General features: G+C 62.3%; 25 protein-coding genes. 16 read left to right on the plus strand and 9 right to left on the minus strand.

The window, feature by feature from the left end; all coding sequences use genetic code 11:
* The first annotated feature begins 124 nt into the window (after positions 1 to 124).
* From xsc to AC1Z32_RS35075, 13 genes are all read left to right on the plus strand, one after another.
* Positions 125 to 1,891, plus strand: a complete 1,767-nt coding sequence (gene xsc, locus AC1Z32_RS35015) for a sulfoacetaldehyde acetyltransferase (protein WP_096031860.1) — start codon at positions 125 to 127, stop codon at positions 1,889 to 1,891.
* A gap of 64 nt (positions 1,892 to 1,955) precedes the next feature.
* Positions 1,956 to 2,969: a phosphate acetyltransferase gene (pta, locus tag AC1Z32_RS35020; protein ID WP_483483450.1), complete on the plus strand. Its 1,014-nt coding sequence runs from the start codon at positions 1,956 to 1,958 to the stop codon at positions 2,967 to 2,969.
* Positions 2,970 to 2,978: 9 nt separating this feature from the next.
* Positions 2,979 to 3,803, plus strand: coding sequence for an IclR family transcriptional regulator (locus AC1Z32_RS35025; protein WP_483483451.1), 825 nt, complete (start codon positions 2,979 to 2,981; stop codon positions 3,801 to 3,803).
* 195 nt (positions 3,804 to 3,998) lie between these two features.
* Entirely contained in the window at positions 3,999 to 5,672 is a 1,674-nt protein-coding gene (locus AC1Z32_RS35030; protein WP_483483452.1) for a GMC family oxidoreductase, read from the plus strand.
* A 33-nt stretch (positions 5,673 to 5,705) separates the two neighbouring features.
* Positions 5,706 to 7,028, plus strand: a complete 1,323-nt coding sequence (locus tag AC1Z32_RS35035) for an MFS transporter (RefSeq protein ID WP_483483453.1) — start codon at positions 5,706 to 5,708, stop codon at positions 7,026 to 7,028.
* Between the two features lie 157 nt (positions 7,029 to 7,185).
* On the plus strand, positions 7,186 to 8,298 hold the full coding sequence (locus AC1Z32_RS35040) for a fatty acid desaturase family protein (protein WP_483483454.1): 1,113 nt from the start codon (positions 7,186 to 7,188) through the stop codon (positions 8,296 to 8,298).
* 7 nt (positions 8,299 to 8,305) lie between these two features.
* Complete coding sequence (locus AC1Z32_RS35045) at positions 8,306 to 9,286, plus strand: 3-oxoacyl-[acyl-carrier-protein] synthase III C-terminal domain-containing protein (RefSeq protein WP_483483455.1); 981 nt, start codon at positions 8,306 to 8,308, stop codon at positions 9,284 to 9,286.
* Positions 9,283 to 10,296 (plus strand): NAD-dependent epimerase/dehydratase family protein, encoded by a 1,014-nt coding sequence (locus AC1Z32_RS35050; RefSeq protein ID WP_483483456.1) that lies wholly within the window; start codon positions 9,283 to 9,285, stop codon positions 10,294 to 10,296. The genes AC1Z32_RS35045 and AC1Z32_RS35050 overlap by 4 nt, the downstream gene beginning before the upstream one ends.
* The gene (locus AC1Z32_RS35055; RefSeq protein WP_483483457.1) at positions 10,274 to 11,080 is read left to right on the plus strand and encodes an MBL fold metallo-hydrolase; all 807 of its coding nucleotides are present in this window, start codon (positions 10,274 to 10,276) and stop codon (positions 11,078 to 11,080) included. Before AC1Z32_RS35050 ends, AC1Z32_RS35055 begins: the two co-directional genes overlap by 23 nt.
* Positions 11,077 to 12,369 (plus strand): F390 synthetase-related protein, encoded by a 1,293-nt coding sequence (locus AC1Z32_RS35060; RefSeq protein ID WP_483483458.1) that lies wholly within the window; start codon positions 11,077 to 11,079, stop codon positions 12,367 to 12,369. The genes AC1Z32_RS35055 and AC1Z32_RS35060 overlap by 4 nt, the downstream gene beginning before the upstream one ends.
* Positions 12,366 to 13,022 carry a phosphatase PAP2 family protein gene (locus tag AC1Z32_RS35065; protein ID WP_483483459.1) on the plus strand — a complete coding sequence of 219 codons (657 nt, stop codon included), beginning with the start codon at positions 12,366 to 12,368 and terminating at the stop codon, positions 13,020 to 13,022. The genes AC1Z32_RS35060 and AC1Z32_RS35065 overlap by 4 nt, the downstream gene beginning before the upstream one ends.
* A gap of 5 nt (positions 13,023 to 13,027) precedes the next feature.
* Positions 13,028 to 14,140, plus strand: a complete 1,113-nt coding sequence (locus tag AC1Z32_RS35070; RefSeq protein ID WP_483484134.1) for a sterol desaturase family protein — start codon at positions 13,028 to 13,030, stop codon at positions 14,138 to 14,140.
* Positions 14,137 to 15,060 carry a metal-dependent hydrolase gene (locus AC1Z32_RS35075; RefSeq protein WP_483483460.1) on the plus strand — a complete coding sequence of 308 codons (924 nt, stop codon included), beginning with the start codon at positions 14,137 to 14,139 and terminating at the stop codon, positions 15,058 to 15,060. The genes AC1Z32_RS35070 and AC1Z32_RS35075 overlap by 4 nt, the downstream gene beginning before the upstream one ends.
* Here the strand turns inward: AC1Z32_RS35075 and AC1Z32_RS35080 are convergent.
* From AC1Z32_RS35080 to AC1Z32_RS35110, 7 genes are all read right to left on the minus strand, one after another.
* A complete protein-coding gene (locus tag AC1Z32_RS35080; protein WP_483483461.1) occupies positions 14,977 to 15,666 on the minus strand; it encodes a hypothetical protein in 690 nt (229 codons plus the stop codon). The genes AC1Z32_RS35075 and AC1Z32_RS35080 overlap by 84 nt on opposite strands.
* Positions 15,667 to 15,672: 6 nt before the next feature.
* Positions 15,673 to 16,845, minus strand: coding sequence for a glutathionylspermidine synthase family protein (locus tag AC1Z32_RS35085; RefSeq protein ID WP_483483462.1), 1,173 nt, complete (start codon positions 16,843 to 16,845; stop codon positions 15,673 to 15,675).
* A 16-nt stretch (positions 16,846 to 16,861) separates the two neighbouring features.
* Complete coding sequence (locus AC1Z32_RS35090) at positions 16,862 to 18,262, minus strand: saccharopine dehydrogenase NADP-binding domain-containing protein (protein ID WP_483483463.1); 1,401 nt, start codon at positions 18,260 to 18,262, stop codon at positions 16,862 to 16,864.
* 136 nt (positions 18,263 to 18,398) lie between these two features.
* Positions 18,399 to 19,028 carry a YdcF family protein gene (locus tag AC1Z32_RS35095; protein WP_483483464.1) on the minus strand — a complete coding sequence of 210 codons (630 nt, stop codon included), beginning with the start codon at positions 19,026 to 19,028 and terminating at the stop codon, positions 18,399 to 18,401.
* A gap of 28 nt (positions 19,029 to 19,056) precedes the next feature.
* Positions 19,057 to 19,695, minus strand: a complete 639-nt coding sequence (locus AC1Z32_RS35100) for a dual specificity protein phosphatase family protein (RefSeq protein WP_483483465.1) — start codon at positions 19,693 to 19,695, stop codon at positions 19,057 to 19,059.
* The gene (locus AC1Z32_RS35105; RefSeq protein ID WP_483483466.1) at positions 19,688 to 20,197 is read right to left on the minus strand and encodes a hypothetical protein; all 510 of its coding nucleotides are present in this window, start codon (positions 20,195 to 20,197) and stop codon (positions 19,688 to 19,690) included. The genes AC1Z32_RS35100 and AC1Z32_RS35105 overlap by 8 nt, the downstream gene beginning before the upstream one ends.
* A complete protein-coding gene (locus tag AC1Z32_RS35110; RefSeq protein WP_483483467.1) occupies positions 20,194 to 21,342 on the minus strand; it encodes an MGDG synthase family glycosyltransferase in 1,149 nt (382 codons plus the stop codon). The genes AC1Z32_RS35105 and AC1Z32_RS35110 overlap by 4 nt, the downstream gene beginning before the upstream one ends.
* Positions 21,343 to 21,631: 289 nt before the next feature.
* Between AC1Z32_RS35110 and pdxR the strand changes: the two genes are divergently transcribed.
* The gene (gene pdxR / locus AC1Z32_RS35115) at positions 21,632 to 23,149 is read left to right on the plus strand and encodes a MocR-like pyridoxine biosynthesis transcription factor PdxR (protein ID WP_483483468.1); all 1,518 of its coding nucleotides are present in this window, start codon (positions 21,632 to 21,634) and stop codon (positions 23,147 to 23,149) included.
* Between the two features lie 10 nt (positions 23,150 to 23,159).
* On the opposite strand, the gene AC1Z32_RS35120 is transcribed toward pdxR, so the two are convergent.
* Together AC1Z32_RS35120 and AC1Z32_RS35125 are read right to left on the minus strand one after the other, a co-directional pair.
* Positions 23,160 to 23,693 (minus strand): cytochrome b, encoded by a 534-nt coding sequence (locus tag AC1Z32_RS35120; protein WP_483483469.1) that lies wholly within the window; start codon positions 23,691 to 23,693, stop codon positions 23,160 to 23,162.
* Positions 23,690 to 24,751: a catalase family peroxidase gene (locus AC1Z32_RS35125; RefSeq protein ID WP_483483470.1), complete on the minus strand. Its 1,062-nt coding sequence runs from the start codon at positions 24,749 to 24,751 to the stop codon at positions 23,690 to 23,692. The genes AC1Z32_RS35120 and AC1Z32_RS35125 overlap by 4 nt, the downstream gene beginning before the upstream one ends.
* A gap of 215 nt (positions 24,752 to 24,966) precedes the next feature.
* Between AC1Z32_RS35125 and AC1Z32_RS35130 the strand changes: the two genes are divergently transcribed.
* Together AC1Z32_RS35130 and AC1Z32_RS35135 are read left to right on the plus strand one after the other, a co-directional pair.
* A complete protein-coding gene (locus AC1Z32_RS35130; protein WP_483483471.1) occupies positions 24,967 to 25,890 on the plus strand; it encodes a transporter in 924 nt (307 codons plus the stop codon).
* A 242-nt stretch (positions 25,891 to 26,132) separates the two neighbouring features.
* Positions 26,133 to 26,819 carry a DUF3313 domain-containing protein gene (locus tag AC1Z32_RS35135; RefSeq protein WP_483483472.1) on the plus strand — a complete coding sequence of 229 codons (687 nt, stop codon included), beginning with the start codon at positions 26,133 to 26,135 and terminating at the stop codon, positions 26,817 to 26,819.
* Positions 26,820 to 26,926 lie beyond the last annotated feature (107 nt).

Below are 26,926 nucleotides of genomic sequence, written 5' to 3' on the forward strand. Positions count from 1 at the left end.
TATTTCGGAACCAAATGTTCCGTTTTATTTAACCCCGGAGACACTCATGAGCGAGCACGACCAAGCCCGTCCTTCCCAGACCACCCTCGCCGCCACCAGCGCGGCGCCCACCGGTCCGCAGGCGATGACCCCGTCCGAAGCCTTCGTCGAAACGCTCGCCGCCAATGGCGTGACCGAGATGTTCGGCATCATGGGTTCGGCGTTCATGGACGCGATGGACATCTTCGCGCCCGCCGGCATCCGCCTCATTCCCGTCGTGCATGAACAAGGCGCGGGCCACATGGCCGACGGCTATTCGCGCGTGTCGGGCCGCCACGGCGTCGTGATCGGCCAGAACGGCCCGGGCATCAGCAATTGCGTGACGTCCATCGCGGCGGCGTACTGGGCGCACAGCCCGGTCGTGATCGTCACGCCTGAAGCGGGCACGACGGGCATCGGCCTCGGCGGCTTCCAGGAAGCGAAGCAGCTCCCGATGTTCCAGGAATTCACGAAGTATCAGGGGCACGTCACGCATCCGGCGCGCATGGCCGAATTCACCGCGCGGTGCTTCGATCGCGCGATGTCGGAAATGGGCCCGACGCAGCTCAACATCCCGCGCGATTACTTCTACGGCCAGGTCAAGGTCGAGATTCCGAAGCCGCAGCGTCTGGATCGCGGTCCCGGCGGCGATCAAAGCCTGAATGAAGCGGCGGATCTGCTCGCCGAAGCGAAATTCCCCGTGATCATCTCGGGCGGCGGCGTCGTGATGTCCGACGCCATCGAGGAATGCAAGGCGCTCGCCGAGCGTCTCGGCGCGCCGGTCGTGAACAGCTATCTGCACAACGACTCGTTCCCGGCCAATCATCCGCTGTGGTGCGGTCCGCTCGGGTATCAAGGCTCGAAGGCCGCGATGAAGCTGCTCAGTCAGGCCGATGTCGTGATCGCGCTCGGCTCGCGTCTGGGGCCGTTCGGCACGCTGCCGCAGCACGGTCTCGACTATTGGCCGAAGGAAGCGAAGGTCATCCAGATCGATGCCGATCACAAGATGCTCGGCCTCGTGAAGAAGATCTCCGTCGGCATCTGCGGCGATGCGAAGGCGTCCGCCATCGCGCTCACGCAACGTCTCGCGAATCGCAAACTCGACTGCGACGCGACGAAGGACGCCCGCGCGAAAACCATCGCTACCGAGAAGGCCGCGTGGGAGAAAGAGCTCGACGAGTGGACCCACGAGCGCGACCCGTACAGCCTCGACATGATCGAGGAGCAGAAGAACGAGAAGCCGTTCAGCGGCGGCCAGTATCTGCATCCGCGTCAGGTGTTGCGCGAGCTGGAAAAGGCGATGCCGGAAGACGTGATGGTCTCGACCGACATCGGCAATATCAACTCGGTCGCGAACAGCTATCTGCGCTTCAACAAGCCGCGCAGCTTCTTCGCGGCGATGAGCTGGGGCAATTGCGGCTATGCGTTCCCGACGATCATCGGCGCGAAGGTTGCGGCGCCGCACCGGCCGGCCGTGTCGTATGCGGGCGATGGCGCGTGGGGCATGAGCCTGATGGAAACCATGACCTGCGTGCGCCACAACATTCCGGTGACGGCTGTCGTGTTCCATAACCGTCAATGGGGCGCGGAGAAGAAGAATCAGGTGGACTTCTACAACCGCCGCTTCGTCGCGGGCGAGCTCGACAACCAGAGCTTCGCGGAAATCGCGAAGGCAATGGGCGCGGAAGGTATCGTCGTCGACAAGCTGGAGGATGTGGGACCGGCACTGAAGAAGGCCATCGATCTGCAGATGAATCACGGCAAGACGACGATCATCGAGATCATGTGCACGCGCGAACTCGGCGATCCGTTCCGCCGCGACGCGCTTGCGAAACCGGTGCGCATGCTCGACAAGTACAAGGACTACGTCTAAGTCCTGCGCCACGCCGCTCCGCGCCCCGGAGCGGCGTTTTCTTCCCAAACATGATGAGCCCGCCATGAAAGCCATGCACCGCATCATCGATCAGGCGCGCGACCTGCCGATGCGCATCGTCCTCTCCGAAGCCGAAGACACGCGCGTGCTTCAGGCGGCGGCACGCGCGCACGAGGAAGGCATCGCGCGCATCGTGCTCGTGGGCGCGCGAGCGCGGGCGTATCAGGTCGCGGACGGGGCGGGCATCGATCTCGAAGGCATCGACGTGATCGATCCTTCACAGTCACCGCTTCGCGAACGCTTCGCGGAAGAACTCTTCGCGTTGCGCGCGAAGAAAGGCATGACGTCCGATCAGGCGCGCGCCGCCGCGCTCGATCCACTGTGCTTCGCGAACCTCATGGTGCGGCTCGGCGAGGCGGACGGCTCCGTCTCCGGCGCGGTGAACACAACCGCGGACGTCGTGCGTAACGCGATCCAGATCATCGGCGTGCGTCCTTCGTTCAAGCTCGTGTCCAGCTTCTTCCTGATGATGCTGTGCGAGCCTTTTCATACGATGAAAGGCGGCCTGATCTTCTCCGACTGCGCGCTTGTCGTTGAGCCGAATGCCGAGCAGCTAGCGGAAATAGCGATGGCCGCCGCCGACAGCGCGCGCAGCCTGCTGATGGAAGACCCGCGCGTCGCGATGTTGTCGTTCTCGACGAGCGGCAGCGCGCATCATGCGGCCGTCGACAAGGTGATCGACGCGACGCGGCGCGTGAAGGAAGCACGCCCCGGCCTCGCGATCGACGGCGACGTGCAGCTCGATGCCGCGATCGTCGCGGAAATCGCGATGCGCAAGGTGCAGCACTCGCAGATCGAAGGGCACGCGAACACGCTGATCTTCCCGAGTCTCGAAGCGGGCAACATCGGCTATAAGCTCGCGGAGCGGATCGGCGGCGCGAAGGCCATCGGGCCATTGCTGCAAGGGCTCGCGAAGCCCGCCAACGATCTGTCGCGCGGCTGCAGCGCGGACGATATCTATCACGTGATCGCCGTGACCTGCGTGCAGGCGCAAGCGGCGCGGCATCAGACGTCGTGAGTTCGCATCATGGATACGCGAGCCGAAACCGAGGCATTCGTTCAGCCTGAATCGACAGAAAGCGCGCCGCTCATCGACAATGCCGCGCGCGCGGATACGCCCACGCTGCGCGCATTCAGCGTGCTCGAACATCTCGTCGCGGCGAAGGGCGCGTTGTCGCTCGCGGAACTCGCGAACATCATCGAGCAGCCGAAGGCTTCGCTGCATCGCATGCTGCAATCGCTCGAGGCGGGCGGCTTCGTCGCGCGCGAGCCGGGCCAGAAGAACGCGTACGTGATCGGCCCGCGGCTGGAGCGGCTCGGCGTCGACGTGATGATGCACAGCGGCGCGCGACGCCAACGCCACGCGATTCTCGAGCGCCTCGTCGCCGATCTCGGCGAAACCTGCAACCTGAGCATGCTGCACGACACGCAAGTGCTCTATCTCGACCGCTGCGAATCGCCGTGGGCGCTGCGGCTGGAACTCAAGCCCGGATCGCACGTGCCCGCGCATTGCAGCGCGAGCGGCAAGCTGCTTCTTTCGATGATGCCGCGCGATGAACGATCCGCGCTCATCCGCGCGATGCGCCTCGAACGCTTCACACCCAACACGCTCGACGACCCGAACCTGCTCGAAGCCGAGCTGGATCGCATCGCGCACAAAGGCATTGCCGTCGACAACGAGGAATTCGTGCTGGGTATCGCGTGCGTCGCCGTGCCGATATGCGATTCGCGCGGCAAATGCATCGCGGCCATCGCGGTGCATGGCCCGGTGTCGCGCATGACGCTGTCGCGCGCGCTCACGTTCGTGCCGCGCCTGCAGGAAGCCGCCGACGAACTCACGGCTACTTTCTGACGCACCGCAGCATCTTTGATTCGGATACCGAATCATCATCCTGGCAGTTCACTTCTGAATCGGATTTCGCATTTTCCGTTTCACTTTCGCGTCCTTCCGCGTTTTTCTCTTGGCATCGTCGCCGGCTTCTTCCACATTGAACGTACGACAAGCGAAACGATTCGTTCAATAAGAAGACTTCAGGAGACGAGTGTCATGCAGCAGGAAGTCGATTACGTCATCGTCGGTGCTGGCTCGGCGGGATGCGTGCTCGCCAATCGGCTCAGCGCCGATCCGGGCAACACGGTGCTGCTTCTGGAAGCGGGCGGACCCGATACGAGCCCGTGGATTCATATTCCCGTCGGCTACTTCAAGACGATGCACGATCCCGAGCTCGACTGGTGCTATCGCACCGAGCCGGACGAGGCCGTCGCCGGGCGCAGCATCGACTGGCCGCGCGGCAAGGTGCTCGGCGGCTGCAGTTCGCTCAACGGGCTGCTCTATGTGCGCGGCCAGCACGAGGACTACGACCGCTGGGCCGAGCTCGGCAATACGGGATGGAGCTTCCGGGACGTCCTGCCCTACTTCAGGAAGTCGGAAGATCAGGAGCACGGCGCGAGCGAATATCATGGCGCCGGCGGGCCTTTGAAGGTCTCTGACCTGCGCTTGCGTCGCCCTATCGCGGATCATTTCATCGCGGCTGCGCAAGAGATCGGCATTCCGTTCAACGAGGACTACAACGGCGCGACGCAAGAGGGCGTCGGCTATTTTCAGCAGACGGCCTACAAGGGCTTTCGCTGGAGCACTGCGAAGGGCTTTCTCAAGCCGGTGCGCGAGCGGCGCAATCTGATCGTGCAGACGCGCGCGCAGACCCGCAAGGTGGTCTTCAACGGCAAGGAAGCTGTGGGCATCGAGTATGTGCATGAAGGCGTCGTGAAGACGGTTCATGCGCGCGTCGAGGTGATTCTGGCGGCCGGAGCGATCGGCTCGCCGCAGATTCTGCAGAACTCGGGTGTCGGCCCAGCGAACGTGCTCAACGACGCGGGCGTGCAAATCAAACATGAACTGGCGGGCGTCGGCAGGAACCTGCAGGATCATCTGCAAGTGCGGCTCGTCTTCAAGACGCGCGAGCGCACGCTCAACGACGAGGTCAACAATCCGCTGAGGAAGGCGCTCATCGGCCTGCAATACGCGATCTCGCGCACGGGTCCGCTTACGCTCGCGGCGAGCCAGGTTGCGATCTTCACGCGCTCGTCGCCGGATGTCGCGCGCCCGGACATCCAGTTTCACATGCAACCCCTTTCCGCCGACAAACCCGGTCAGGGCGCGCATCCGTTCTCCGCGTTCACGTCCTCCGTTTGCCAGTTGCGGCCGTATAGCCGCGGCAGCGTGGAGATCCGCTCGAACAATCCGCTGCAATATCCGGCCATTCACGCAAACTATCTTTCCGACGAACGCGATCATCCCGTGGTGATCGGCGGCATCAAGGTTGCGCGCCGCATCGCCGCCGCGCCTTCGCTCGCGAAGCACATCGCGTCGGAGTTCATTCCCGGTTCGGGCTATCAGTCCGATGCCGAACTGCTCGATGTTGCGCGCAAGTTCAGCCAGTCGATCTATCACCCCGCGGGGACCTGCAAGATGGGCAGCGATGCGCTCGCGGTCGTCGACGAGCGCCTGAAGGTGCGCGGCATCGGCCGGCTGCGCGTGGTCGATGCCTCGATCATGCCGGAGCTCGTATCGGGCAACACGAATGCGCCCGTCATCATGATCGCGGAGAAAGCCGCCGACATGATTCTCGAAGATCAGCGCTATCAGCACGTCACGCGCGTGGAAGACATGCAGGAAGCCGTTGTGAACATGCCCATTGCCCATGCAGGCCAGAGAGACTGAACACAAGTCTCACACATCATCAGGAGACAAACCATGAATGCACTGCCCAGAACGGATGGCAAGCAGATGAGAAAGGTCGTCGTCGCCAGTTTGATAGGCGCGACGATCGAGTGGTACGACTTCTTTCTATACGGCGTGGTCGCCGGCATCGTCTTCAACAAGCTGTATTTTCCGAGCGGCGACCCGCTCATCTCGACGATGCTCGCATACGGCACCTTCGCCGTCGGCTTTCTGAGCCGTCCGCTGGGCGGCGTGATCTTCGGCCATTTCGGCGACAGAGTCGGCAGAAAGAGCATGCTCGTGATGACACTCTCGATCATGGGTGTCGCGACGGTGTTGATCGGCATGGTGCCGACCTACGCGCAGATCGGCATCTGGGCGCCTTCGCTCCTGCTGTTCCTGCGCGTGCTGCAAGGCATCGGGTTGGGCGGCGAATGGGGCGGCGCGGTGCTGATGGCGTTCGAATACGCACCCGAGAACAAGCGCGGCTATTACGCGAGCATTCCGCAGATCGGCCTTGCGCTCGGGCTGTGTCTGTCGTCGGGCGTGGTCGCGACGCTTTCGCTCACACTGACCGATGCGCAGTTTCTCGCGTGGGGCTGGCGTCTCGCGTTCTTCCTCTCCTTCGCGCTCGTTGCGATCGGTATGTATATACGCCTGAACGTGATGGAGACGCCGGAGTTCGCGCGCATCCAGAAGACCGGAAGCGAGGCGCGCATGCCGATCGTCGACGTGATCTCGAAGTATCCCGGCAACACGATTGCAGGCATGGGCGCGCGTTTCATCGACGGCGTGTTCTTCAACGTGTTCGGCGTGTTCTCGATTTCATATCTGACAGGCACGCTGCATCTGCAACGCACCGATGCGCTGCTCGGCGTGATGGTCGCCGCATTCGTGATGATCTTCACGATTCCGTTCTTCGGCCGGCTTTCGGATCGTGTCGGACGTGCGCGCATCTACTTCTGGGGATCGCTGGCGACGGGGCTTTCGGCGTTCTTCGGCTTCTGGCTCATGAAGCATAGCGGCGGCAACACGATGCTCGCGTGGCTCGCCGTGGTGATTCCGCTCGGCGTGGTGTATGCGTCGATCTATGGGCCCGAGGCGGCACTCTTCTCCGAACTCTTCGATGCGAAAGTGCGTTATTCGGGCATCTCGTTCGTGTATCAGTTCTCGGGCATCTTCGCGAGCGGCATCAGCCCGATCATCGCGACGTGGCTCCTGCAACGCAATGGCGGCGACCCGTGGATGATCGCGGGATATTGCCTCGGGGCGGGCGTGATCAGCGCGCTCTCGGCGGCATGGGTGGGGATGCGGCAGCGGCGCGAGCTGGCGTTTTCGGTGGGTGGGGCGAGTTGAGGATCGTCTCGATGTGACCACGTTTTGCGTAGAGCAGTGCTTCGCTCGGAGATTCGACAAGTCAGGCGGCACGTTGCAACAAAAGACGACAATGAAGGCATCCCCTTCACTTCGTTGTCTGAAATAATGCCTGCGGTCAAATTCTCCGAGCGTTGCATTGTTCGATAACAACCCGCGCATAGCGCATCCCAGGTTTCTTCAGTCCGTCGATACGCCGTTCTCGAAGGAAATCCGCGAATCGGCCCGCGAATATCTGGAATGCCGCCGCGATCATCGACACGGCAATATTGGAACGGCGCTAAAGGCCGCCGTTCTTTTTCTCTGCACCGCATCGCTCTTCTGGCTGGCGATGCACGCGACTCGAGCGATCGTCTTCATCCCGATGTACGTGATCGCACAGACGGCCGCCGTGATGTTGTCGGTCAACACCATGCATGATGCATCGCACGGCACGTTATGCCGCTCGCGAACGCTGAATGCCATCGTGGCGCGCATTATCGCGTTGCCGCTCGGGATAGAACCGGTGTATTGGCAAGTGCGTCATGTGCGCTATCACCATCCATACGCCAACATCGAGCATCATGATCTCGATACCGCCGCCAATCGCTTCCTGCGGCAAACGCCCTTTCAGCCATGGCATCCGCACCAGCGCTTCCAGCATGTGTACTGGCCGATCATCGCGGCCTTGTCGATGCCGTACATCGGCCTCGTCTATGACTGGTCCGATCGTCTCGGTCTGACACCGCTCAAGTCGGAGCGCCTGCTTCCGGGCGCGCGGGGATGGGCGCTCTTCGTGCTCACGAAAGCGCTTCACGTCGGCGGGTTTCTCGTCGCTCCGCTCGTTCTGCGTGGCCCCGTCATCGGTTACGGCGCGGTTGTCGGTGGCTACGTGCTCGCCCAACTGGCTGCCTCGTTTTTTGTCCTCATCCTTTTGCTCGGCACGCATTGGGCCGATACACAATTCTTCGACGTGAGCGATGGCCAGCCGCTGCCGCACACGCGAGAGAAGCATGCGTTCTTGACGTGCTGTGACTGGACGGCGCGCCCGCGAATGCTCAATGCTCTGCTCGGAGGGCTCAACCATCACCTCACGCATCACCTCTTTCCCGATTATGGTCATCGCCACTACGGCGCGCTCGCGAGGATCGTCGAGCAGGCGGCGCGGCGGCACGGTCTGCCTTATCGCTGTCTGACGCATCGGGAACTGTGGCAGGCGCAGCAGCGCTTTCTCAAGTCATTGGGCCAGCGCCCCGACACTGACCACGTATGACCAGGCCATGATTCCGCTCAGCATTCTATCCACGGGCAAGGCATTGCCATCCTGCCGGATCACGTCGGCGCAACTCGACGTGGCGCTCGGGAAGCCATCGGGCTATGTCGAAAAGCGTTCGGGCATCGTGTGCCGGCATCACGCTGCGTTGCACGAGAGTCAATCGGAGCTGGCCGTGATGGCGTTGCGGGACGCGCTCGAGCGCGGCTCGATCCCGCCCGACTCGATCGATCTTCTGCTCTCCGCTTCCGGCGTGCAGGAACAGGCGCTGCCGTCGACCGCCTGCAGAATTCTCGACACGGCGGGCTTGCGGCCCGGCACGCCCGGCTTCGATATCAACGCGAGCTGTTTCAGCTTTCCGGTGGCGCTTCATGTCGCGGCGGGACTGCTCAATGCGGGCGCCTATCGGCGCATCGCGGTCGTCGCGTCCGATCTCGCGTCGCGCGGCATCGATTGGGAATCGCCCGAAGCATCGCTCATCTTTGGCGACGGCGCGGCAGCCGCGATCGTGGAGCGCGGCGATGGCACGCGAGGCGTCGAGGGCTACGTTCTGCGCAGCTATCCCAACGGCAAAACGTTCTGTGAGATCCGCGCGGGCGGCACACGGCGCAATCCCCGCGTGGGCATGGACGCAGCTGATTTTCTGTTTCACATGGACGGCAAGCGCGTGTTCAAGCTGAGCGTGCAAGTGATCGATGGCCTGCTCGCCAATCTCCTGGCGGATGCCGGGGTCACGCTCAATCAGATCGACACGATCGTGCCACATCAGGCCAGCCATCTCGGGATGCGTCACGCCGCCGAACGGTTGAGCGTCACGCCGGAACGTATCGTCGATATCTACGCCACGCATGGCAACCAGGTCGCCGCGTCGATTCCCACTGCATTGCACGAAGCATTCATTACGGCTCGCGCGCAAAGCGGTCAACGGTTGATGCTGATTGGAACCGCGGCAGGTCTCACTGTAGGCGGGATGATCCTCAAGCTATGACCACGCTCGTCACCGGCGCGACCAGCGGGCTCGGCCGCAACGCTGTCGAATATCTTCGCGCTCGCGGCCTGCCGGTTCGGGCGACGGGCCGCAATGCTCGCGTGGGGGCCGAGTTCATGGCTGAAGGTATCGACTTCATTGCTTGCGATCTGGTCACTGTCAGTGTTGACGCGTTGAACGCTCTGCTCGATGGCGTGAACGCAGTATGGCATTGCGCCGCGCTGTCGTCGCCATGGGGACGCCAGCGTGACTTCGATGCGATCAACGTGCACGCCACGCAGTGCCTTTCTCAGGCCGCGGCCGAACGCGGTGTGCGCCGCTTCGTTCATGTCTCGACGCCATCGATCTACTTCGATTACGCGCATCGCCGCAACATCAGTGAAGCCTTCCGCCCCGCGCGCTTCGTCAATCACTATGCGCGTTCAAAGGCCGAAGCAGAAGATGTCATTCGCGGCATGGCCGCGCGCTATCCCGGCACGACGTTCACCATGCTGCGGCCGCGAGGCATCTTCGGTCCTCATGATGCAGTGCTGCTTCCACGCATCATCGCACTGCTGCGCGAGCGTCGGCACCACTTGCCGCTGCCACGCGGCGGCACCGCGTTGCTGGATCTCACATATGCGGAAAACGTCGTACACGCGATGCATCTCGCCACATGCCAGCCGGACTTGCCGTCGGGCGAAGCGTTCAACATCACGAACGGCGAACCGATTACATTGAGGCGTATGCTCGACGCGGTCCTGCCCGCGCTCGGCATACCGTTTCGCATCGCCGCTGCGCCTTATCCACTTCTCGATCTCGCCGCGCGCGCGATGGAGGCCTGGTCCCGTGTGAACGCACGCGAGCCGCTCTTCACGCGTTACAGCATCGGCGTGCTTCAGTACGACATGACGCTCGACATCGGCAAGGCGCAACGCATGATGGGCTATCAGCCGATCGTGCCGCTCGCCCAGGCAATCGACGCCACTCAACGCTGGATCCGATCTCATGGCGACGATTACGGTCTTTGAAGCCGGCTATTGCACGCACACCGCATGCATGGCGCTGAAAGGCGCGGGACTCGCGACGTGCCGGTTTCCGTCGCGCGCGTATCTTATCGAGAATGCGCGCGGCCGATGGCTGTGGGACACCGGCTATGCATCGCACTTCATCGACAGCACGAGCAGCGGTTTGTTCGCATGGTATCGCCGCGTGACCCCGGTTCATTTCGATGCGAGTGAATCGGTCGCGCGTCAACTGCACGGCGCCGGCATCAGGACGAGTGATCTCGATGCCGTGATCCTGTCGCACTTCCACGGCGATCACATCGCAGGATTGAAGGATTTTCTGCACGTTCCCACGTGGCTGTCGGGCGAAGGCTGGGACAGGACGCGCTTGCTGCGCGGCTTCCATGCATTGCGCAAGGGCTTCGTGCCGGGCCTCATTCCGGCCGGCTTCGAAGCGCGCGTCACCGCGGTCGAGACATTCGAGAAGGTCGCGCTGCCCGGCGAGTTGAGCCCTTTCACACATGCCTATGCCGCGCCGGGCGCATGCGGCGAGTTGCTGATCGTCGACTTGCCGGGTCATGCGGCCGGACATCTCGGCGCATTCGTCTCGACCGACGACGGCTGGGTGCTGCTCGCATCGGACGCCGCATGGTCGCCCACGAGCTATCGCGAGCTTGTGGGACCGTCGCGCCTGTCGCACATCATCATGGACGATCCGCATCGCTATCACGAAACGCTGCGCATGTTGCATGCGCTGCATTCGAGCGCTCAGGTTCGTATCTGCCTCACGCATGAGGGTGCCGTATGACGCGGCTCGCGCACATTCTGTGGTCATACCTTCGCGCCCGGCAGTTGAGATTCGACGACCGCGCGGACCTGGAGCGTCATCAGCAAGAACGGCTGCGGAGATTCGCCGCACGACGACTCTCGCGAAGTCCATACTTCGCGCCCTATCGTTCGCAACCTCTGTCGGCGTGGCCCATTATGACCAAGGCCACGATGATGGAGCACTTCGACACGATGAACACCGCAGGCCTCAAGCTCGATGAAGTGCGCAATTGCGCGCTGCGCGCCGAGCATTCACGCGACTTTTCGGCGACCATCGGCGATTACAGTGTCGGGCTTTCCTCGGGCACGTCGGGATCGCGAGGGGTTTTCGTCGTGAGCTCGCGCGAGCAATGGACGTGGGCCGGCGTGCTCCTCGCGAAGCTGCTGCCGCGCGGACTGTTCGCTGGAGAACGCGTCGCGCTCTTTCTGCGTGCGAACAACAACCTCTATACCGCCGTTCGCAGCCCCCGGCTCTCATTCGAGTTCTTCGATCTTCTGGAGCCGTTCGAGCAGCATTTCGCGCGCATCGAGCGCTACGCGCCGACGATCGTCGTCGGTCCTGCTCAGGTGCTGCGCGCGCTTGCTCGAGCCAGAGTAAGCGGACAGCTCGCGATCCATCCACACAAGGTGATTTCAGGCGCCGAAGTACTCGAGAGTTTTGATCGCGCCTACCTGAAGCAGGCCTTCGGTGATGTCGGCGAGGTCTATCAGGCAACCGAAGGCTTTCTGGGCGCGACCTGCGCGCACGGCACGCTGCATCTGAACGACGCACATGTCCATATCGAACCGCAGTGGATCGATGAGCGCCGTTTCACACCCATCGTCACCGATTTCTCGCGCTATACGCAACCGATCATCCGCTATCGTCTGGATGATATTCTCGTGAAGCGTGAATCGCCCTGTCCATGCGGCAGTCACGAGATGGCGCTCGCGGGTATCGAGGGCCGTTGCGACGATCTGCTGAAGCTGCCCGGCCGTGACGATTCCATCGTCGATGTCTTCGCGGATGGCATCTCGCGCGTCATCGCGCAAAGCCTGCCGTTCGAGGCCGACTATCGGCTGATTCAGGACGGCGAGACACGACTGTCATTGCACGTCGAAGCATCGTCCGCGTGCATCGATACATGCCGTGAACGCCTCGCCGCGCATCTCATGCGTCAAGGCGTGGATGGCTCACGGCTAGAATGGCGCGTGCACAATTCGCTGCCACCCGTCGATTTATCGGTCAAGCGCAGGCGCATCGTGCGCAAGATCGTGGGGAACGCATGAAGCCGCATCCGGACGCGTCCCTCTTCGCGAGGCTGATGATGATGGTTGCCGGCTGGGGCACCGTCGGCCTGTGCTATTCCATTGGACGGCTATCGTCGCGTCCCGAATATCTCATCCATGAAAATGCGCTGGACCGGCTCGTTCCATTCGACGCGTCCGCGATCTGGTTATATCTGTCCTTCTTCGCGTTCGTGCCGATGTCCTATCTCTGCGCGCCGGCCCCGCGTCTCAGGCTGCTGATGCGCGCCACCCAACTTTGCGCGGTGATCGCCGCGATCGCATTCGTGCTCTGGCCGACGACGCTCGTCTATCCGCCGAGCCCTTTCGGTTCACGCGCTGCCGATGCATGGCGATTCCTTGCCGAATTCGATTCGCCGCATAACTGTCTTCCGTCCCTGCATGGCGCGCTGACGGCGCTCTCTGTCGCCGCGCTGTGGCAACGCGAACGCCCGTTTCGCACCGCATTCACGCTGATCTGGGGGCTTGGCATTACCTGGTCGGTCTTGGAGGCGCGGCGTCATCTCGCCGTCGATCTCGCTGCGGGAATCGCGCTCGGTCTGAGCTGTGCCTGCGCCGTATGGGGCATGGTGCCGTCGTATCGCAGGAAAGCTGTCGCGTCCCGACTCAATTCGCCGCTGGAGCACCGCTCTTGAACTCAATGGCACTTCCCTTGCTCGGCATGGTCGTGTGTGTGCTTGCCGAGTTGTATTTCACCCACTACCGAAACGGCAGGGCGATCCCGTGGCGCGACGTGGTGCTCAATCTCGATTCCGGACATATCCTGATGTGGATCCTGCGCGGCGTAGAGGTCGCAGTGTTCGCTTGGGTGCTGCGGCACATGAATCTGCATTGGGTGAGCGGCTGGCATCGCGCGGCCTTATGGTTCTTCGCGCTTCTGGCCTGGGATCTCGGCTTCTACTGGATGCACCGCATTCATCACACGCTCGCAGCGCTGTGGGCCGTCCATGTCGTGCATCACGAAGGCGAGCACTTCAACCTGTCGCTCGGCATCCGCAACGCGTGGCTTTCCTCGCTCACGACACTGCCCTTCACGACGATCCCGCTCGCGCTTGCCGGTGTCCCGCTCGATGTCTTCATCGCGGTGTCCACGCTGCACTACACGGTTCAGTTCTACAACCACAACGGCATCGTCGGGCGCTCGGGCTGGCTCGACCATGTTCTCGTCACGCCTGCGCATCATCGCGTGCATCATGGACAGAATAGTGAGTACCGCGACCGCAATTTCGGCGGCACATTCCTCTTCTGGGACAAGCTCTTCGGCTCATTCCAGCCCGAGCTGGCTGACGTGCCGGTACGACTCGGCGTGGCGAGGCCCACGGCATCGACCAATCCGTTCTGGGCGAACGTGGCTCCGCTCATGCGCTATGCGGGCCTGCGCGCCCCCACGTTCAGCGAAACCCGCCACGCGGTATCGTCGTTCGCGATCGGCACGGGTGGACTGGCTCTCTTCTGCGCCGTCGCGTATTTCGTTCATCGCGACGGCACGTGGCCCGGACAGCAGCAATGGGTCTTCTTCGCTTTCGTTTTCGCGGGCACGCTGGCGCTCGGCGGCATGTCCGATGGCCGCGCATGGGGCGTGCCCGCGTGGCTCGCGATCGGCTGCGCTCAACTCTTCGTGCTCGTAGCGATGTTCGGTATGCGCGATATCGTCGGCATACTAGCGATTGCCGGAATTCCACTTCATGGTCTCGCGACCGTTTTCGCGAGTCGCATTCGCGCGCCGAAAAAGACCGGTTCTTCACAGCAATGATCGAAGGTCTGACTCGCGCCACGCCGCTGCAGCGACGCAACATCCGCTTCAGCCTGGAAGCACCGATTCCACGCTTCTGGCTCGGCGCGGATTGTCATCGCACGCGTTTCTACGATGCAATGTCCATTATCTTTCCGGAAGGCGAGCGGGCTTTCATCGAGACGGTCCGGATGCATCGAAGCTGCGTACGCGGCAATGCCTCGCTGGAGCATGACGTCGTCGAGTTCATCGCGCAAGAATCGCTGCACAGCCGCGAGCATGCCCGCTATAACGAAAGACTCCGCGCTCAGGGAATGCCCGTGACAGAACTCGACCGGCGCGTCGCGGCGCAGCAGCAGTTCGCGCGACGCTTCCTGTCGCCGGAGATGCGCCTCGTCTTCACCGTCTGCCTGGAACACTTCACCGCGATGTTCGCCAATGGCCTGTTATGCGAGCCACGCGTCCTCGCCGGAGCGGATCCGCGCATGCGTGACCTCTGGCACTGGCATGCGCTCGAGGAGATCGAGCACAAGGCCGTAGCTTTCGATGTGTTCACGAACGCCGTGAAAGGGCCGGTGCGTCGTTACGTTATGCGCTGCGTCGCGATGCTCGTCGTCACCCTGGTCTTCTCGAGCCTGCTATGGCGCACTACCTTCGACTTGATTCGGCACGATGGACAAGCATCCGACGTGAAGGGCTGGTTACGGCTGCTCCGCGAGCAGTTCGTGAAGCCAGGCGCGCTCACTCGAATGGCGCCGGCATGGTTCGCGTGGTTCTCGCCGCGCTTTCATCCCTGGCGCCATGACAACCGCGCGTTGATTGCCCGTTTCGCCGCACGCTTCGATGCGTTGAGCCGCTCACCCGCCCCTCGATCCCCCGAACCCATGCTCACCGCCGCCGCTCGACGTGAACCCTCCGCGCGAGATGGCGCGGCTCTCTGACCAGGAGACGGAGCGCGGCGTGCGGCTGAAGGCGCTCGGGTCCGAGCTCAACGAACTGCTGCGCATCGAGAGGGATGTGGTGTTGCCGCGCGGCGTCGGGGGCACGCTGCCCGTGGTTTGCACGCCGTTGTTGTGATAGATGACGCCGTCGCGCGTGTAGTAGGGTCCATACCAGCCGCCGGCCGCGTGACTCGTGCTGTGATAGTGGTATGTGCTCGAAGAACTCGATGAGCCATGCGATCCCGAGTCGTAGGTTCCCGGGTCCGCTTGCGCGACGGACACGTCCGACGCATCCGCTGCCATGCTCTCCCACGCGCCGCCATCGACGAACTGGCAGTCCGCCGCATTATTCCAGTCAGCGATGCATTCCTCCTGCGTGGCGTAGCGCGTGCGCTCGACATCCACGACAGGATCGTCCGGTGCAGTGTCATTCGCTCCGATCACGATCGCCGCGACGGACGCCCCGACAATGCCGGTCAGCACCAGCAAGGGCTTTTTGCTGTTCTTCCGCTTCGGCTCCGGCTCGGCCGGTTTCACTTCAGGCGCATGTGTCTGCCCGCCAAGCAATATCCCATAGTCCTGAACCCGCTTATTCTTCTTCGACATCGTGCTTCAGGTCCGAGTGAAATAGTGGGGAACGAAATTGGATGTGTTCGTCGCAATGGGACCGGACTGTTCGCGAACGCATAAACCCGCGGGGGCGTCGTCGACGATCCACGCGCCCAGCGTGACGAATCGATCGCCGAATCGCGGTGTCGGCGCCCATGCCTGATAGATAAATCCTTCCTCGCCGTACTCGCCGCCGTTCTCGAAGCGCCCGTCGGGCGTGACGAGTGTCACGTTCGCGCCTTCCCGCGACAACAACGGCTTCCTCGCATAAGCACGTCGGCTGAAATGGGCTTCATGAAACGAGGCTTCGAGAAGGTTCGGATGACCCGGAAACAGCTCCCAAAGGATTGGCAGGATGCCCTTGTTCGACAGCACCGCCTTCCAGGGCGGCTCCACCCAGCGGCAACGATCGCTGAACAGATCGGTGGCATACGCCGACGTGGCCATCCACTCCCATGGAAAGAGCTTGAACATCAGTTCGATCTCCACATCCTGAAGATCGAAGAATGCACCTCGTCCATCACTGCCGATATCGGTCATGTCTATCAGCTTGACCGCCCAGCCCGCCTGCACGGCCGTGTCCATCAGATATTCGACGTTGCATATGTCTTCCTGACTGTCGAACATGCACGCGAAATGCAACAGCTTCCTGTCCGCATAGTGCGCGCGCAGCCAGCGCCAGCGTTCGATCAGCGATTCATGCAGGCTGTTGAACTGATCCTCGCGCGGATGCATGTCTTCCTTCCAGAACCACTGCGCGAGACTCGCCTCGATGATCGAGGTCGGTGTATCGGCATTGAACTCGTACATCTTCGGCGCCCCGTCCGCGCCGATCGTGAAGTCGAACCGGCCAAAGAGTGTGGGATCGTCCCGCTCCCACGATGCGCGGATCCACTGCGCGAACCGCGATGAAATGCCGAGCTTATGAAACAGATTGCTATTGATCACATGCTCGACGGCGTCGAGGCAGCGTTGGTTCAGTTCCAGAGCGGCCGCATAGATACGTTCGATCTCCGCTTCGGAAAACCGATACGCAATATCCTCTCGCCAATAGACGAATGTGTGCTGATCCACTGGTTGCGGGACGTTGTTCTCATCGAGCGAATGAAAATGGAATCCGATCGATTCGAGTCGTTGCGGCCAGTCCGGCCGCGGAGATTGCGGAACACGTTCCATGATGTGCTGCGATGCCTTATGCAGGATGCGTCGACGCGCCTTCACTCTCGAGAACCCTTTCGAGCGAGGTGCCCGCTTGCAGGAATTCGTCGAACGTGAGCTTGTGACGCAGAGGATCGGGGCGCCAGTTCGTGTAGCGGCGTTGAATCGGCTCCCAGAAGCGCGCAACCGAATCGAAGAGCGCGGCGTGATCGAGTTCATCCGATTCGACGACGCCTTCATCGGGATGATCGAGCATCCACTTGATGCCGCCGATGATGCTCGACACCACTTGCAGACTCGTCGCATTGTTCAACGGCGCGAGCGTTCGCGTGCGCTGTATCGATAGCGCGGACCCGAGCCACAGCGACGCGCCCCGGCCGCTCATGAGCAGGACGCCGAGTTCATCGATGCCATCGACGAGTTCATCCTTCAGTACGCGCTGTTCGCTGGGCCGATCGAGCAGCGCGAGCGATTCGATGGCTGCATCCACGGGCCTGTACGCGTAATAGACGGTTGGCCGATACACCGGCTCGCCGCAATCACCGAGTGTGAGGAAGTCCGCAATCGAGATCGATTCGTTATGCGTCAGGACGCAGCCGGACGTTTCACCGCGTTGCGGCATCCAGGTCTTCACGATGGTTTCGTGGCCGCGGGTGGCGAGTCGAATGGCCGCGCGACAGCCGTCGGGGTGTACATGCGCACCATCCGGCAATGCGCCTTCATGCGCGCCCCATCCGAGCTCCGTCTCCTGGCGGCACTCCGCGATGAAGCCATCCACCGACCACGTGTTCACGAAGGTATCGGCATCACGCGTGAGCAAGGCGCGTTGCGTATCGCATTCCGCGATCTGAATCACGCGCACATCGAGATCGGCGGCGAGACGCGCCCAGTCGGCGCGTGAAGCCGGCTTTATCGTGCCAGCGCGCTCGGGCCAGACGACGCTTGCCATATCCAGCAGCGCCACTTTCACCAGCACCGAAACGAAGCCCGGGTTTGCGCCATGCGCAACAAGCGCAGTGGTACGTCCCGCGCTCTTTCGCTTTAGTTCGAGCACACGCTCGCGCAGCGCGTAGTTGGATGTATCGGAGCCGGCGCTGAACTGGTATTGCCAGGGTTCGATGCCAGTATCGAGATAATGCGCGCCCGCTTGCTGCGCATAGCGGATAAGGGCGCACGAGCTCACCGCATGCGCCAGATTGAGCAGGACGCCGCCTTCCTGGATGAGCGGTTGCAGCACGGCCGCGAAGTTCGCTTCACTGACGCGGCATTCGATGAACGTGATGCCGAGACGGCCTGCGAGTCTCGTTCGTACTTCATCGCCGTACTGGTCGATGACCGTGACCGGCCATTCGGGAAATGCGTCGCGAAGCAAGGGAATCAAGGCTTGGCCGATATTCCCGAACCCTACGACAACGACCGTGCGCTTCTTGTTCATTCGGCTGATCGCGCGTCTTGTTGTCACTCAAGGCGTGAGAATACGCCCGAATTCGATGAATCGCTGTCAAAACTCGTTGCACCGCGGGGCGTCACGGGTCGCCATCGATCGCGTCGCATTGCGCGGTCCAATGCCGTTATCCGGACTTCGAAAAAAGCTTCAACAGGAACAGAACCGGCCTGAACGAAACCGGTCTCGCATCGGTATCTAGCGTGAGCCGAATGAAATACACGGCGTATGCGGGCACTTCGCGCCAGCTCGAATAGACGTCCATCGGCCGGAATCGATGCGGATAAGCGCCGAGCACGACAGGCGCCCCTGTCCGCTCGAATGCGAGCCTCGCCCTGGCGAGATGGTAGTACTGCGTGACGAGCATGACGCGCGTCATTCCATGAACGCGCATGAACTCGCCGGCATTGCGCGCCGAAGCGAGCGTGTTGTCGCCGTGTTCATCGACGACGATGGCGTCCTGCGCCACGCCATGATCGATCAGCCACGTCCGCATCGCCGTCGCTTCATTGAGACCCGGACCGTCGATGCTTCCGCTCACGAAAAGCACCGGGCAATGACCCGCAAGATGGCATTGCAAGGCGGTGTCGAGCCGTGCCGCAAGATTGGACTTCGGTCTTCCATCTGCCTTGACGGCGTTGCCGAAGATCACGGCGACATCGGCGTCTCCATAAGGCATGGTGAGACCTCGCAGGCAAATCAGAACCGCAGCGAGAAGCCAGCACAGCGCGACCGCTGCGCCAATACCCAGCGCCATTCGCCTCAGTCTCGTAGACATGATCGCCTCACGCATGAACCGCCGCGACGCCGACCTGCCGTCTCAGCCATTCGATATCCACTCGTTCGAGATAGCTTTTGATGTTCGCCCAGACGGGATGAAAGCCATAACCGCCATGCAATAGCTCATCTTCGGCCTGCTGCTTCGTCCATCCCTGATACACGACGCGGTACAGCGCCGACACGAGTCCCGTTCGATCTGCGCCATGCTGGCAGTGGATGAGCACGGGACCATCGCGATTGATATCGCGCAGCGCCTTGAGCGCGGCGATCATGTCTTCGTCCCGGATGTTCCATGTATTGATACGAATGCGCTCCAGCACGATGCCGCTTCCCGCGAGCACGTCCTCATCCGAATGAAACGAGCGGAAGCTGACGATCTTGCGAATGCCCAACGCGCGCAACTGCGGGAGGTCGTTCGCCGAGATTTGCGCGCTGCGATAGAGCGACGGCGTGATGCGATGCAGATTGTCAACGCCCGTGTACATCATCGGTTCCGCCCAGTTGAGCGAGCGCGTGACCCTCACCGCTGTGGACGTGTCCGTGGTCTGCGACGCGCGCGGCGCACTCACCACATTCGACGCAACGGCATACGCCACGACCGCGAACCCCGCGCCGTAGAAGAGCACATTGAACGGCTTACTCATGCGACGATCGCCTTGACCCCGATGCGCCCTCACGCGATATGGCGAACAGCACGAGCGCAACCGCGCTCATGGTCCAGTAATCGGTGGGTGCGAATCCGATCCAGTGGATATGCCACGGCACGTGAACGGGATCGAAGCGCGCGATGCCGTACGCTGGATTGAGAACAAACCAGAGGAAGTCCTCGACGAGCCAGAACGTCATGATGCAAGCGATGATGCGCGCCTCGATACGCCACGACCATCGGCCGAAAAAAATCGCGGGCAGATGAAAGAACAGCGCGACGAAGGGAAATACCCATGCGTGGTATCCCGTCATGGGTCTGCCGCCCCAGAAGATGTCGAGCAGCCAGTGGTGCTCGATGCGCCATGTGGGCAGATTCGCGGCCCAGCCCGCGCTGCCCTCGATCTGAATCTCGACGTTGGCGAAGAAGAAACCCAGCAGGACGACCCACGCGACGAGCGCCACCGTGCGCCCACCCGGAACAAGAACGCGCGCGCTCATGCCGCCGCCCTCGTGGCCGGGTTGTCGAGCGCGTCGAGCACCGTGTCGAGTACGAACCGTCCCGCGTATGGACGCGCGAGCGCTGCAATTCTGCCGCGCATTGCCTCCAGTCGGGCCGGTTCGTCCAGCAACGCGCGGACCCGGTATTCGAGCGCCACCGGATCGACAGCCTTCAGCGCGACGCCTTGTTCCAGCAGGTAATCGGCGTTGCGCTCCTCCTGGCCGGGAATCGGCGAGGTGACGATCATCGGCAACTGCATCGCGAGACACTCAGACGTGGTCAGCCCGCCAGGCTTCGTGATGACGACATCGGAGCAGGCCATCAGGCGCTCCACATTCGGCGTGAATCCCGACGCAACCATGCGGCCCGGATGCGCCTCGCCCAGCTTATGCAGCGCCGCGAGCATCGCTTCGTTTCGCCCCGCCAGGGCGATCAGTTGAAAATCGCCGTCCATTCGGAGCAGGCGGGCCGCGAGCGCGTCGAGTTCGCCGAGACCCGCGCCGCCCGACATCATGAGGAACGTCGTCCGCGCGGGATCGAGGCCATGCTCGAGAGCGCACGCGGCGCGGTCGAAACGCTCGCTGAAGGCGGGCATCACGGGGATGCCGCCGACGTGAACCGATGTTGTCGGAATGCCCCGGTTGACCATGCGCCATGCGACCTCGTCGTTCGCGGCGAAATAGCCTTCCATGCCCGGCACGACCCACATGCGATGAAGATCGAAGTCCGTGACCTGAACCCAGACCGGCGTGCGAACGTTACCGATGCGCCGCTCGCGTGACAGCAACTCGGCCGGCAGGAAGTGCGTGCAGATGATGGCATCGGCGCGATGCCGCCCGATTTCCGCCATCAGCGCCCGGCAGTTCAGCCGCTCGACGGCGCGCCGGATCCGCTCGCCAAAGGATCGCGGCGAAACGTTGTCGGTCTTCTGGTAGAGGTAACTCCAGAGCGCGGGCTGACGCGCAACCAGCTTGATATAGAACTCCGCATAGAGCGCCTTGAAGCTCGCGGGAACGAAGTCCATGACATCGAGATGCACGGCCTCGATGCCTGCCCGATGAGTTTTCGCATAAGCACACAGGGCTTCTGCGGCGCGCACGTGACCGGCGCCCGCGCTGACGCTGAGAATAAGGATTTTGGGCATTTCGGGGGCTTATTGAGGAAGGGTCGCAATCCGATACGCATGCGTTCGTTATCCTTCTCAATTCACTCCTGTTCGACAACAGGCGCTCGTCGGCATGCGAGATCGCGATTATCCCCTCGGGCTTTCCGGTCAACGCCGCGATATCCCCAATTCCGCAAAATTATTACAACCCGGCCGGGTTGCGTGCCTTCACCAAACCGGCCACGATCGCACAGTTTTTTTCAACTGGCGCACGCAGCGAGCCGCACGTAAGATCGAACAATCACCAGAACCATGACAGGAGACATGCATGCCGACCCGCCCAACCGCCACGCTTTGGGCGCAGCTCTTCGAGCGCTCGCGGGTCTCGGGGATGAGCTTGCAGAACCAGATCCGCCAGATGATCGTCAATGCGATCCTGAGCGGCCATATCGCGCCCGATTCCGCGTTGCCCTCGAGCCGCGAGCTCGCCGATCAGCTCAACGTGTCGCGCAATACGGTCGTGCTCGCGTATCAGCAACTCGTCGAGGAAGGCTATCTCGTGTCGCGCGAGCGCAGCGGTCATTTCGTGAATCCGGCGACGGACGAACTGCAGCGCGGCTTCACCGCGACGGGCGTAGCCGACGCGCCCGCCATTCCGACGCAACAAGGGCATCCCGACTGGGCCGCGCGAATCCGGCATGCGCCGTCGAATCAACGCAACATCGTCAAGCCGTCTAACTGGCAGAGCTATGAGTATCCGTTCATCTACGGCCAGTTCGATACCGAGCTCTTTCCCACGAGCGACTGGCGCGAGAGCTGCATGCACGGCCTCTCGGTGATGGAAATCCGCAACTGGGCGCCCGACCTGATCGAACGTGATGACGAGACGCTCGTCGAGCAGATTCGCACGCGCGTGCTGCCGCGCCGCGGCGTGTTCGCGATGCCCGAAGAGATCGTCGTGACGAACGGTTGTCAGCAGGCGCTCTATCTGATCGGCGATCTGCTGTGCGGAACACAAACGAAAGTCGGCATGGAGAACCCGGGCTATCCCGATGCGCGCAATATTTTCCAGCATCACAACGCGCAGATCGTGCCGCTCGATGTGGATGAAGAAGGCGCGGTCATCGACGATGAAAGCGTGATCGCGCCGTGCGACTATGTGTACGTGACGCCGAGCCATCAATGCCCCACGACCGTGACAATGCCGATCGAGCGGCGGCGCAGGCTGCTCGATCTTTCGGTGAAGCATGATTTCATCGTCATCGAAGACGACTACGAAAGCGAGAACTCGTTCTCCGGCACGCCGCATCCGGCATTGAAGAGCCTCGATACGGCGGAGCGCGTCGTGTATATCGGCTCGTTGTCGAAGACGCTCGCGCCCGGTCTGCGGCTCGGCTATGTTGTCGCGCCGCGCACGCTGATACGCGAATTGCGCGCGCTGCGCCGCCTGATGATCCGGCATCCGGCCGCGTACATTCAGCGGGCGTTCGCCACCTTTCTCGCGCTCGGTCACCACGATACGCTGTTGCGCAAGCTCGGGCGCGTCTACAAGGAACGCGCCGAAGTGCTGATGGACGCGCTCGGCAAGCATCTGCCGGAGTTGCGCGCATCGAAGGTGACGGGCGGCGCGTCGTGCTGGGTCGAAGGGCCGCCGTGGCTCGACGCGACGCGCCTCGCGAAAGATGCGCAGGCGCTCGGTGTGCTGATCGAGCCCGGCAGCGTGTTCTTCGCCGATCCCGCCGATGGTCAGCGGTGCTTTCGCATGGGCTTTTCAGCGATACGCGCGGAGTTGATCGAGCCGGGCGTGCGGGCGCTCGCGCAAGTCGTGCAGCAGCGGCGCCCTTGACTCGACACGCCTACTTCCACGGCGCCATCGCGTGAAAGACGCCGTCGCGCCGCACGAGCGCATGAAACAACGCCGCCGCGAGATGCACGACGATCAACGCGAAGAAACACAACGCGAGAAACCGATGCGCATTCCAGAGCATCGTGTGCAGCGAATTGCTATGCGGCAACAGCGAAGGCACGCGCACGCCCAGCAGGACGATTGGATAATCCGCCGCGGACAACATGCCATAGCCGAGCAACGGCAGCGCGATCATCAGCGCATAGAACGCATAGTGCGACAGGTACGCGGCGAGCTTCATCGGCTCGGGCATGTTCGCGGGCAGCGGCGGCGCGCCGCGCGTGATCCTCACCGCGAGACGAATCAGCGCGAGTACGAGTATCGCGACGCCGAGCGGCTTGTGTATCGATACGAGCGTGAGGTAATCCGGCCTCACCGTCGACACCATGCCGACACCGATGAACAGCATCGCGAGAATGCATATCGCCATGATCCAGTGCAGGGCGCGTTGCAGCGGCGAGAACCGCGCGTTGATCTCGTTCATCGCGTGGCTCCTTGCGCGGGCGTGTGCGGATAGTCCTTGTCCTCGGCGCTGCGCCGATTGAACGAGACGGAGTAAGCAGCCGAGCGCGCGGCGGGGAACGGATCGTCGGAAACACGCATGCCCGATGGGAGAATCGTAGGGTCGAAGTTGAGATCGCGGCATGGCCCATCCGGCTCGGGTTCGATCGCCCTGACGACGAGCGTGCCCACTTCGACCGTGTGGCGGTCTTCGGGCCAGGCCTTGCTCGGGTCGGCGGTGGGATCGCCGGGATTCGCGACCGTGACGACCATCGCCCAGCGTTGCGGCGCGCGCAGCACGCGCTCGGTGATCTCCGCATCGAGAAAGTTCGCGCCCTTCTGCTTCAGTTCATCGGGTGACAGGCTCTCGACCTTCGCAGCCGGAACGAAGGACCAGCGCACCGTTTGAGCTTGTCCTTCCGCATTCGTGAAGATGAAGCTGTTGAGGCTGTTATAGCGCTCTTCGGCATATGAGCCCGTCCATGGCGCGCTGCCCGCCCATGCACCGAACGCGCTGATCTCCGGGTGCGCCGCCGCGAATTTCTGCATGGACTCGGGATCGTTCTTGTTCGCGAGCGCCCGTTGCAGTTCGAAGAAGGCTTGCGGGGTCGCGACCGGGAAGAACGGGGCATCGATCATCGCGGAGCGCCACTCGCTGGCGTCGGGCATCACGACGCGCAGGCTGAGGCCGCGCACGCGCGCCATCGCATCCGATGCTTTCGGATCCGGCGTCGCGAGGTTGAAGCGTCCCGTGACGGGATAGGTGCCGGGCCGGAACATCACGGCTTTCGAGAGCGCCGCGCCCGAGCCGTTGGATTCGAAGTCGCCGGTGAAGCAGATGCCTTTCGCATGATTTCGCCTGAAGCCGGGCACCGCGCCGCCAGGCGGCGCGAGACTGCCGACGATCTTCGCCGGCGTGAGGCGATGCGGCGTGAGCCAGCCTGCCGTGTAGGCGAACGCCGCGACCAGCGCGGCGACGATGGCCGCGATGATAAAGAGCGCAGGAAGGGGCGAACGCGGGGAAGCGTGTTTGTCAGTCATCGTAGTCTCTCGATCAACGATTCTGCTGCACGGGTAATCTAGCAGCGTGACCGGAATCGTGCCAGCAACGCGCAAAATTCGCAGATACCCCCTTCGCGCTCTCAGAACAGGTCTTTTACCGTAGCCTCCTACAAGTCGTCGCATCAGCGATCCCATCTTCCACGGTACGATGGCCTTCGTTACGCGCGGCGCGCTACCGATCGAGGCAACTGACAATGAGCCGTCTCACCCCCAGTTGCGCGCCATGCCTCTTCATTGCCGTGAGACTTCTGTCATCGGCAACTCCGGTATCCGGACAGGAACTGGAGCCACGAACCTATTCGGCGTCGCCGGTCGGCACCAACTTCATCGTCGTCGGGTACACGTATCTGACCGGCAGCGTTCTGACCGACCCGTCGTTGCCCGTCACCAATGTTCAGGCCCGGATCAACGCCTTCTCAGCCGGTTATGAGCACACGTTCGGGCTTGCGGGCCACACTGCATCGATAGCGTTCCTGATTCCGTACACGAGCGGCAACCTCAGCGGCGACGTGATAGACGCTCCGACCGAGGTTCACCGGGCCGGCATGGGGGATCTGCGCCTGCGCTTCGCAGTCAGTCTGATCGGCAACCGGGCGATGTCTCCAGAGGAATTCGCGGGTCACGCTCCCTCGGGCTCGTTCGGTCTCAGCCTGACGATGTCCGCGCCCACCGGGCAATACGTTCCGTCGCGGCTCGTCAACATAGGTGCCAACCGCTGGGCGTTCAAGCCGGAGATCGGTATCTCGCAGCCCGTGGGAAACTGGTTCTTCGAGGCCACCGCCGGCACCTGGTTCTTTACCACCAACAACAGCTTCTTCCGTGGCAACACGCGTAGTCAGAATCCACTTCTGACGCTCCAGTTGCATGGCGGCTATGGATTCAGCCAGGGGCGCTGGATCGCCGCGGACATCGGCTACGCCGCCGGCGGCAGCACCAGTGTGAACGGCGGCCCCGATAAGGACCGGCAGTCCAACATACGCTACGGACTGACCTTCGCTGCGCCCTTCGCCCGCAACTGGGCCGCCAAGCTTGCGCTGTCAAACGGATTCGTGACGCGCGCGGGCGGCAATTACAAGGAAATTTCCTTCGCGCTGCAATATCGCTGGTTCGATCGCTGATTGCGAATCTCGCCTCGCGAATTCAGTGTGTAGTTACGTAGTGAATTTGGATTGAGGAATCCAAACTTTATTGGTTACATATTGACTTGGGTCAATGAGCAGCCACCTGCGAGTTGTAACCTTTCGGAAAACCTTACGCAGCATTGAAGTCCGAAGCGGCAACTTACATCTGACCCGATTGCGTGTAGAGGAGCGGGTCAATGCCGACTTAACTATGTAGCGAATAATCGAGGGAGGACATTATGCGTAAGACGATTCGCGCCGCGGCGGTTGCGGCCGCAGTAACGCTCGTTGCGGGATGTGCGAGTAACAATACGCCCACGCAATCCGAGTACTCAGGCTTCCTTAAAGACTACTCGAACCTTCAGCAGACCCAGGATCCCAACGGGGAGACGTTCCTGCGGTACGTCAATCCAAAGCTCAGTCCCGCGAACTACAGCGCTGTCATGGTCGAGCCAATCACGATGTACCCGAAAGCCGAACCGAGCGATCAGCTCAGTCAGGCGACCATCGATCAGATAAGGGGCTACGGCACGACCTGCCTGAGACAGGCGATAGCGTCGAGAACGCGCGTCGTGGAAACACCCGGCCCAGGCGTGGTCAAGCTACAGGTGGCCATAACCGGGGTCGCCAGCACGGCGGAAGGCCTCAAGCCCTATCAGGTCGTACCCATGGCCTTTGTCGCAACGATGGCGGTCAATACCGTCGCGGGCGCGCCGCAGCAGGCGAAGTTGCTGGTCGAGGCACTTGCCACGGACAGCCTGTCCGGGGACGTGTTGTCCAAGGTCGTGCGCACGCATACCGGCGAGCGTTTGCAGCGCGTCTCATCGAATATGCCGGTGATTACATTCGAGTCGGTCAAACCGATCATGGACGACTGGTGCGACTCGGTATCGAAGTCTGTCTCGCAGTTCGTGAGGCCTCGATAGCAGGCGAAATGCGGACCGGGTCCGGATCTGCCTGTCATCGCGCGAGCACCGGTTCCAGGCCGGTGCTCGATCGATTCTCATCGAAACGGGGCTGCCTGCGAAACCGG

Source organism: Caballeronia sp. 11_S32 (genome assembly GCF_056930355.1).

What these genes read in the sequence shown, in the direction of transcription:
- pdxR (WP_483483468.1), top strand. Translation starts at nt 21,632, where the DNA reads ATGCCGACCCGCCCAACCGCCACGCTTTGGGCGCAGCTCTTCGAGCGC.
- AC1Z32_RS35025 (WP_483483451.1), top strand. Translation starts at nt 2,979, where the DNA reads ATGGATACGCGAGCCGAAACCGAGGCATTCGTTCAGCCTGAATCGACA.
- AC1Z32_RS35060 (WP_483483458.1), top strand. Translation starts at nt 11,077, where the DNA reads ATGACGCGGCTCGCGCACATTCTGTGGTCATACCTTCGCGCCCGGCAG.
- AC1Z32_RS35085 (WP_483483462.1), bottom strand. Translation starts at nt 16,845, where the DNA reads ATGGAACGTGTTCCGCAATCTCCGCGGCCGGACTGGCCGCAACGACTC.
- AC1Z32_RS35120 (WP_483483469.1), bottom strand. Translation starts at nt 23,693, where the DNA reads ATGAACGAGATCAACGCGCGGTTCTCGCCGCTGCAACGCGCCCTGCAC.
- AC1Z32_RS35105 (WP_483483466.1), bottom strand. Translation starts at nt 20,197, where the DNA reads ATGAGCGCGCGCGTTCTTGTTCCGGGTGGGCGCACGGTGGCGCTCGTC.
- AC1Z32_RS35045 (WP_483483455.1), top strand. Translation starts at nt 8,306, where the DNA reads ATGATTCCGCTCAGCATTCTATCCACGGGCAAGGCATTGCCATCCTGC.
- AC1Z32_RS35130 (WP_483483471.1), top strand. Translation starts at nt 24,967, where the DNA reads ATGAGCCGTCTCACCCCCAGTTGCGCGCCATGCCTCTTCATTGCCGTG.
- AC1Z32_RS35050 (WP_483483456.1), top strand. Translation starts at nt 9,283, where the DNA reads ATGACCACGCTCGTCACCGGCGCGACCAGCGGGCTCGGCCGCAACGCT.
- AC1Z32_RS35090 (WP_483483463.1), bottom strand. Translation starts at nt 18,262, where the DNA reads ATGAACAAGAAGCGCACGGTCGTTGTCGTAGGGTTCGGGAATATCGGC.
- AC1Z32_RS35055 (WP_483483457.1), top strand. Translation starts at nt 10,274, where the DNA reads ATGGCGACGATTACGGTCTTTGAAGCCGGCTATTGCACGCACACCGCA.
- AC1Z32_RS35095 (WP_483483464.1), bottom strand. Translation starts at nt 19,028, where the DNA reads ATGGCGCTGGGTATTGGCGCAGCGGTCGCGCTGTGCTGGCTTCTCGCT.
- pta (WP_483483450.1), top strand. Translation starts at nt 1,956, where the DNA reads ATGAAAGCCATGCACCGCATCATCGATCAGGCGCGCGACCTGCCGATG.
- AC1Z32_RS35065 (WP_483483459.1), top strand. Translation starts at nt 12,366, where the DNA reads ATGAAGCCGCATCCGGACGCGTCCCTCTTCGCGAGGCTGATGATGATG.
- AC1Z32_RS35030 (WP_483483452.1), top strand. Translation starts at nt 3,999, where the DNA reads ATGCAGCAGGAAGTCGATTACGTCATCGTCGGTGCTGGCTCGGCGGGA.
- AC1Z32_RS35110 (WP_483483467.1), bottom strand. Translation starts at nt 21,342, where the DNA reads ATGCCCAAAATCCTTATTCTCAGCGTCAGCGCGGGCGCCGGTCACGTG.
- AC1Z32_RS35100 (WP_483483465.1), bottom strand. Translation starts at nt 19,695, where the DNA reads ATGAGTAAGCCGTTCAATGTGCTCTTCTACGGCGCGGGGTTCGCGGTC.
- AC1Z32_RS35075 (WP_483483460.1), top strand. Translation starts at nt 14,137, where the DNA reads ATGATCGAAGGTCTGACTCGCGCCACGCCGCTGCAGCGACGCAACATC.
- xsc (WP_096031860.1), top strand. Translation starts at nt 125, where the DNA reads ATGACCCCGTCCGAAGCCTTCGTCGAAACGCTCGCCGCCAATGGCGTG.
- AC1Z32_RS35070 (WP_483484134.1), top strand. Translation starts at nt 13,028, where the DNA reads ATGGCACTTCCCTTGCTCGGCATGGTCGTGTGTGTGCTTGCCGAGTTG.
- AC1Z32_RS35080 (WP_483483461.1), bottom strand. Translation starts at nt 15,666, where the DNA reads ATGTCGAAGAAGAATAAGCGGGTTCAGGACTATGGGATATTGCTTGGC.
- AC1Z32_RS35125 (WP_483483470.1), bottom strand. Translation starts at nt 24,751, where the DNA reads ATGACTGACAAACACGCTTCCCCGCGTTCGCCCCTTCCTGCGCTCTTT.
- AC1Z32_RS35035 (WP_483483453.1), top strand. Translation starts at nt 5,706, where the DNA reads ATGAATGCACTGCCCAGAACGGATGGCAAGCAGATGAGAAAGGTCGTC.
- AC1Z32_RS35135 (WP_483483472.1), top strand. Translation starts at nt 26,133, where the DNA reads ATGCGTAAGACGATTCGCGCCGCGGCGGTTGCGGCCGCAGTAACGCTC.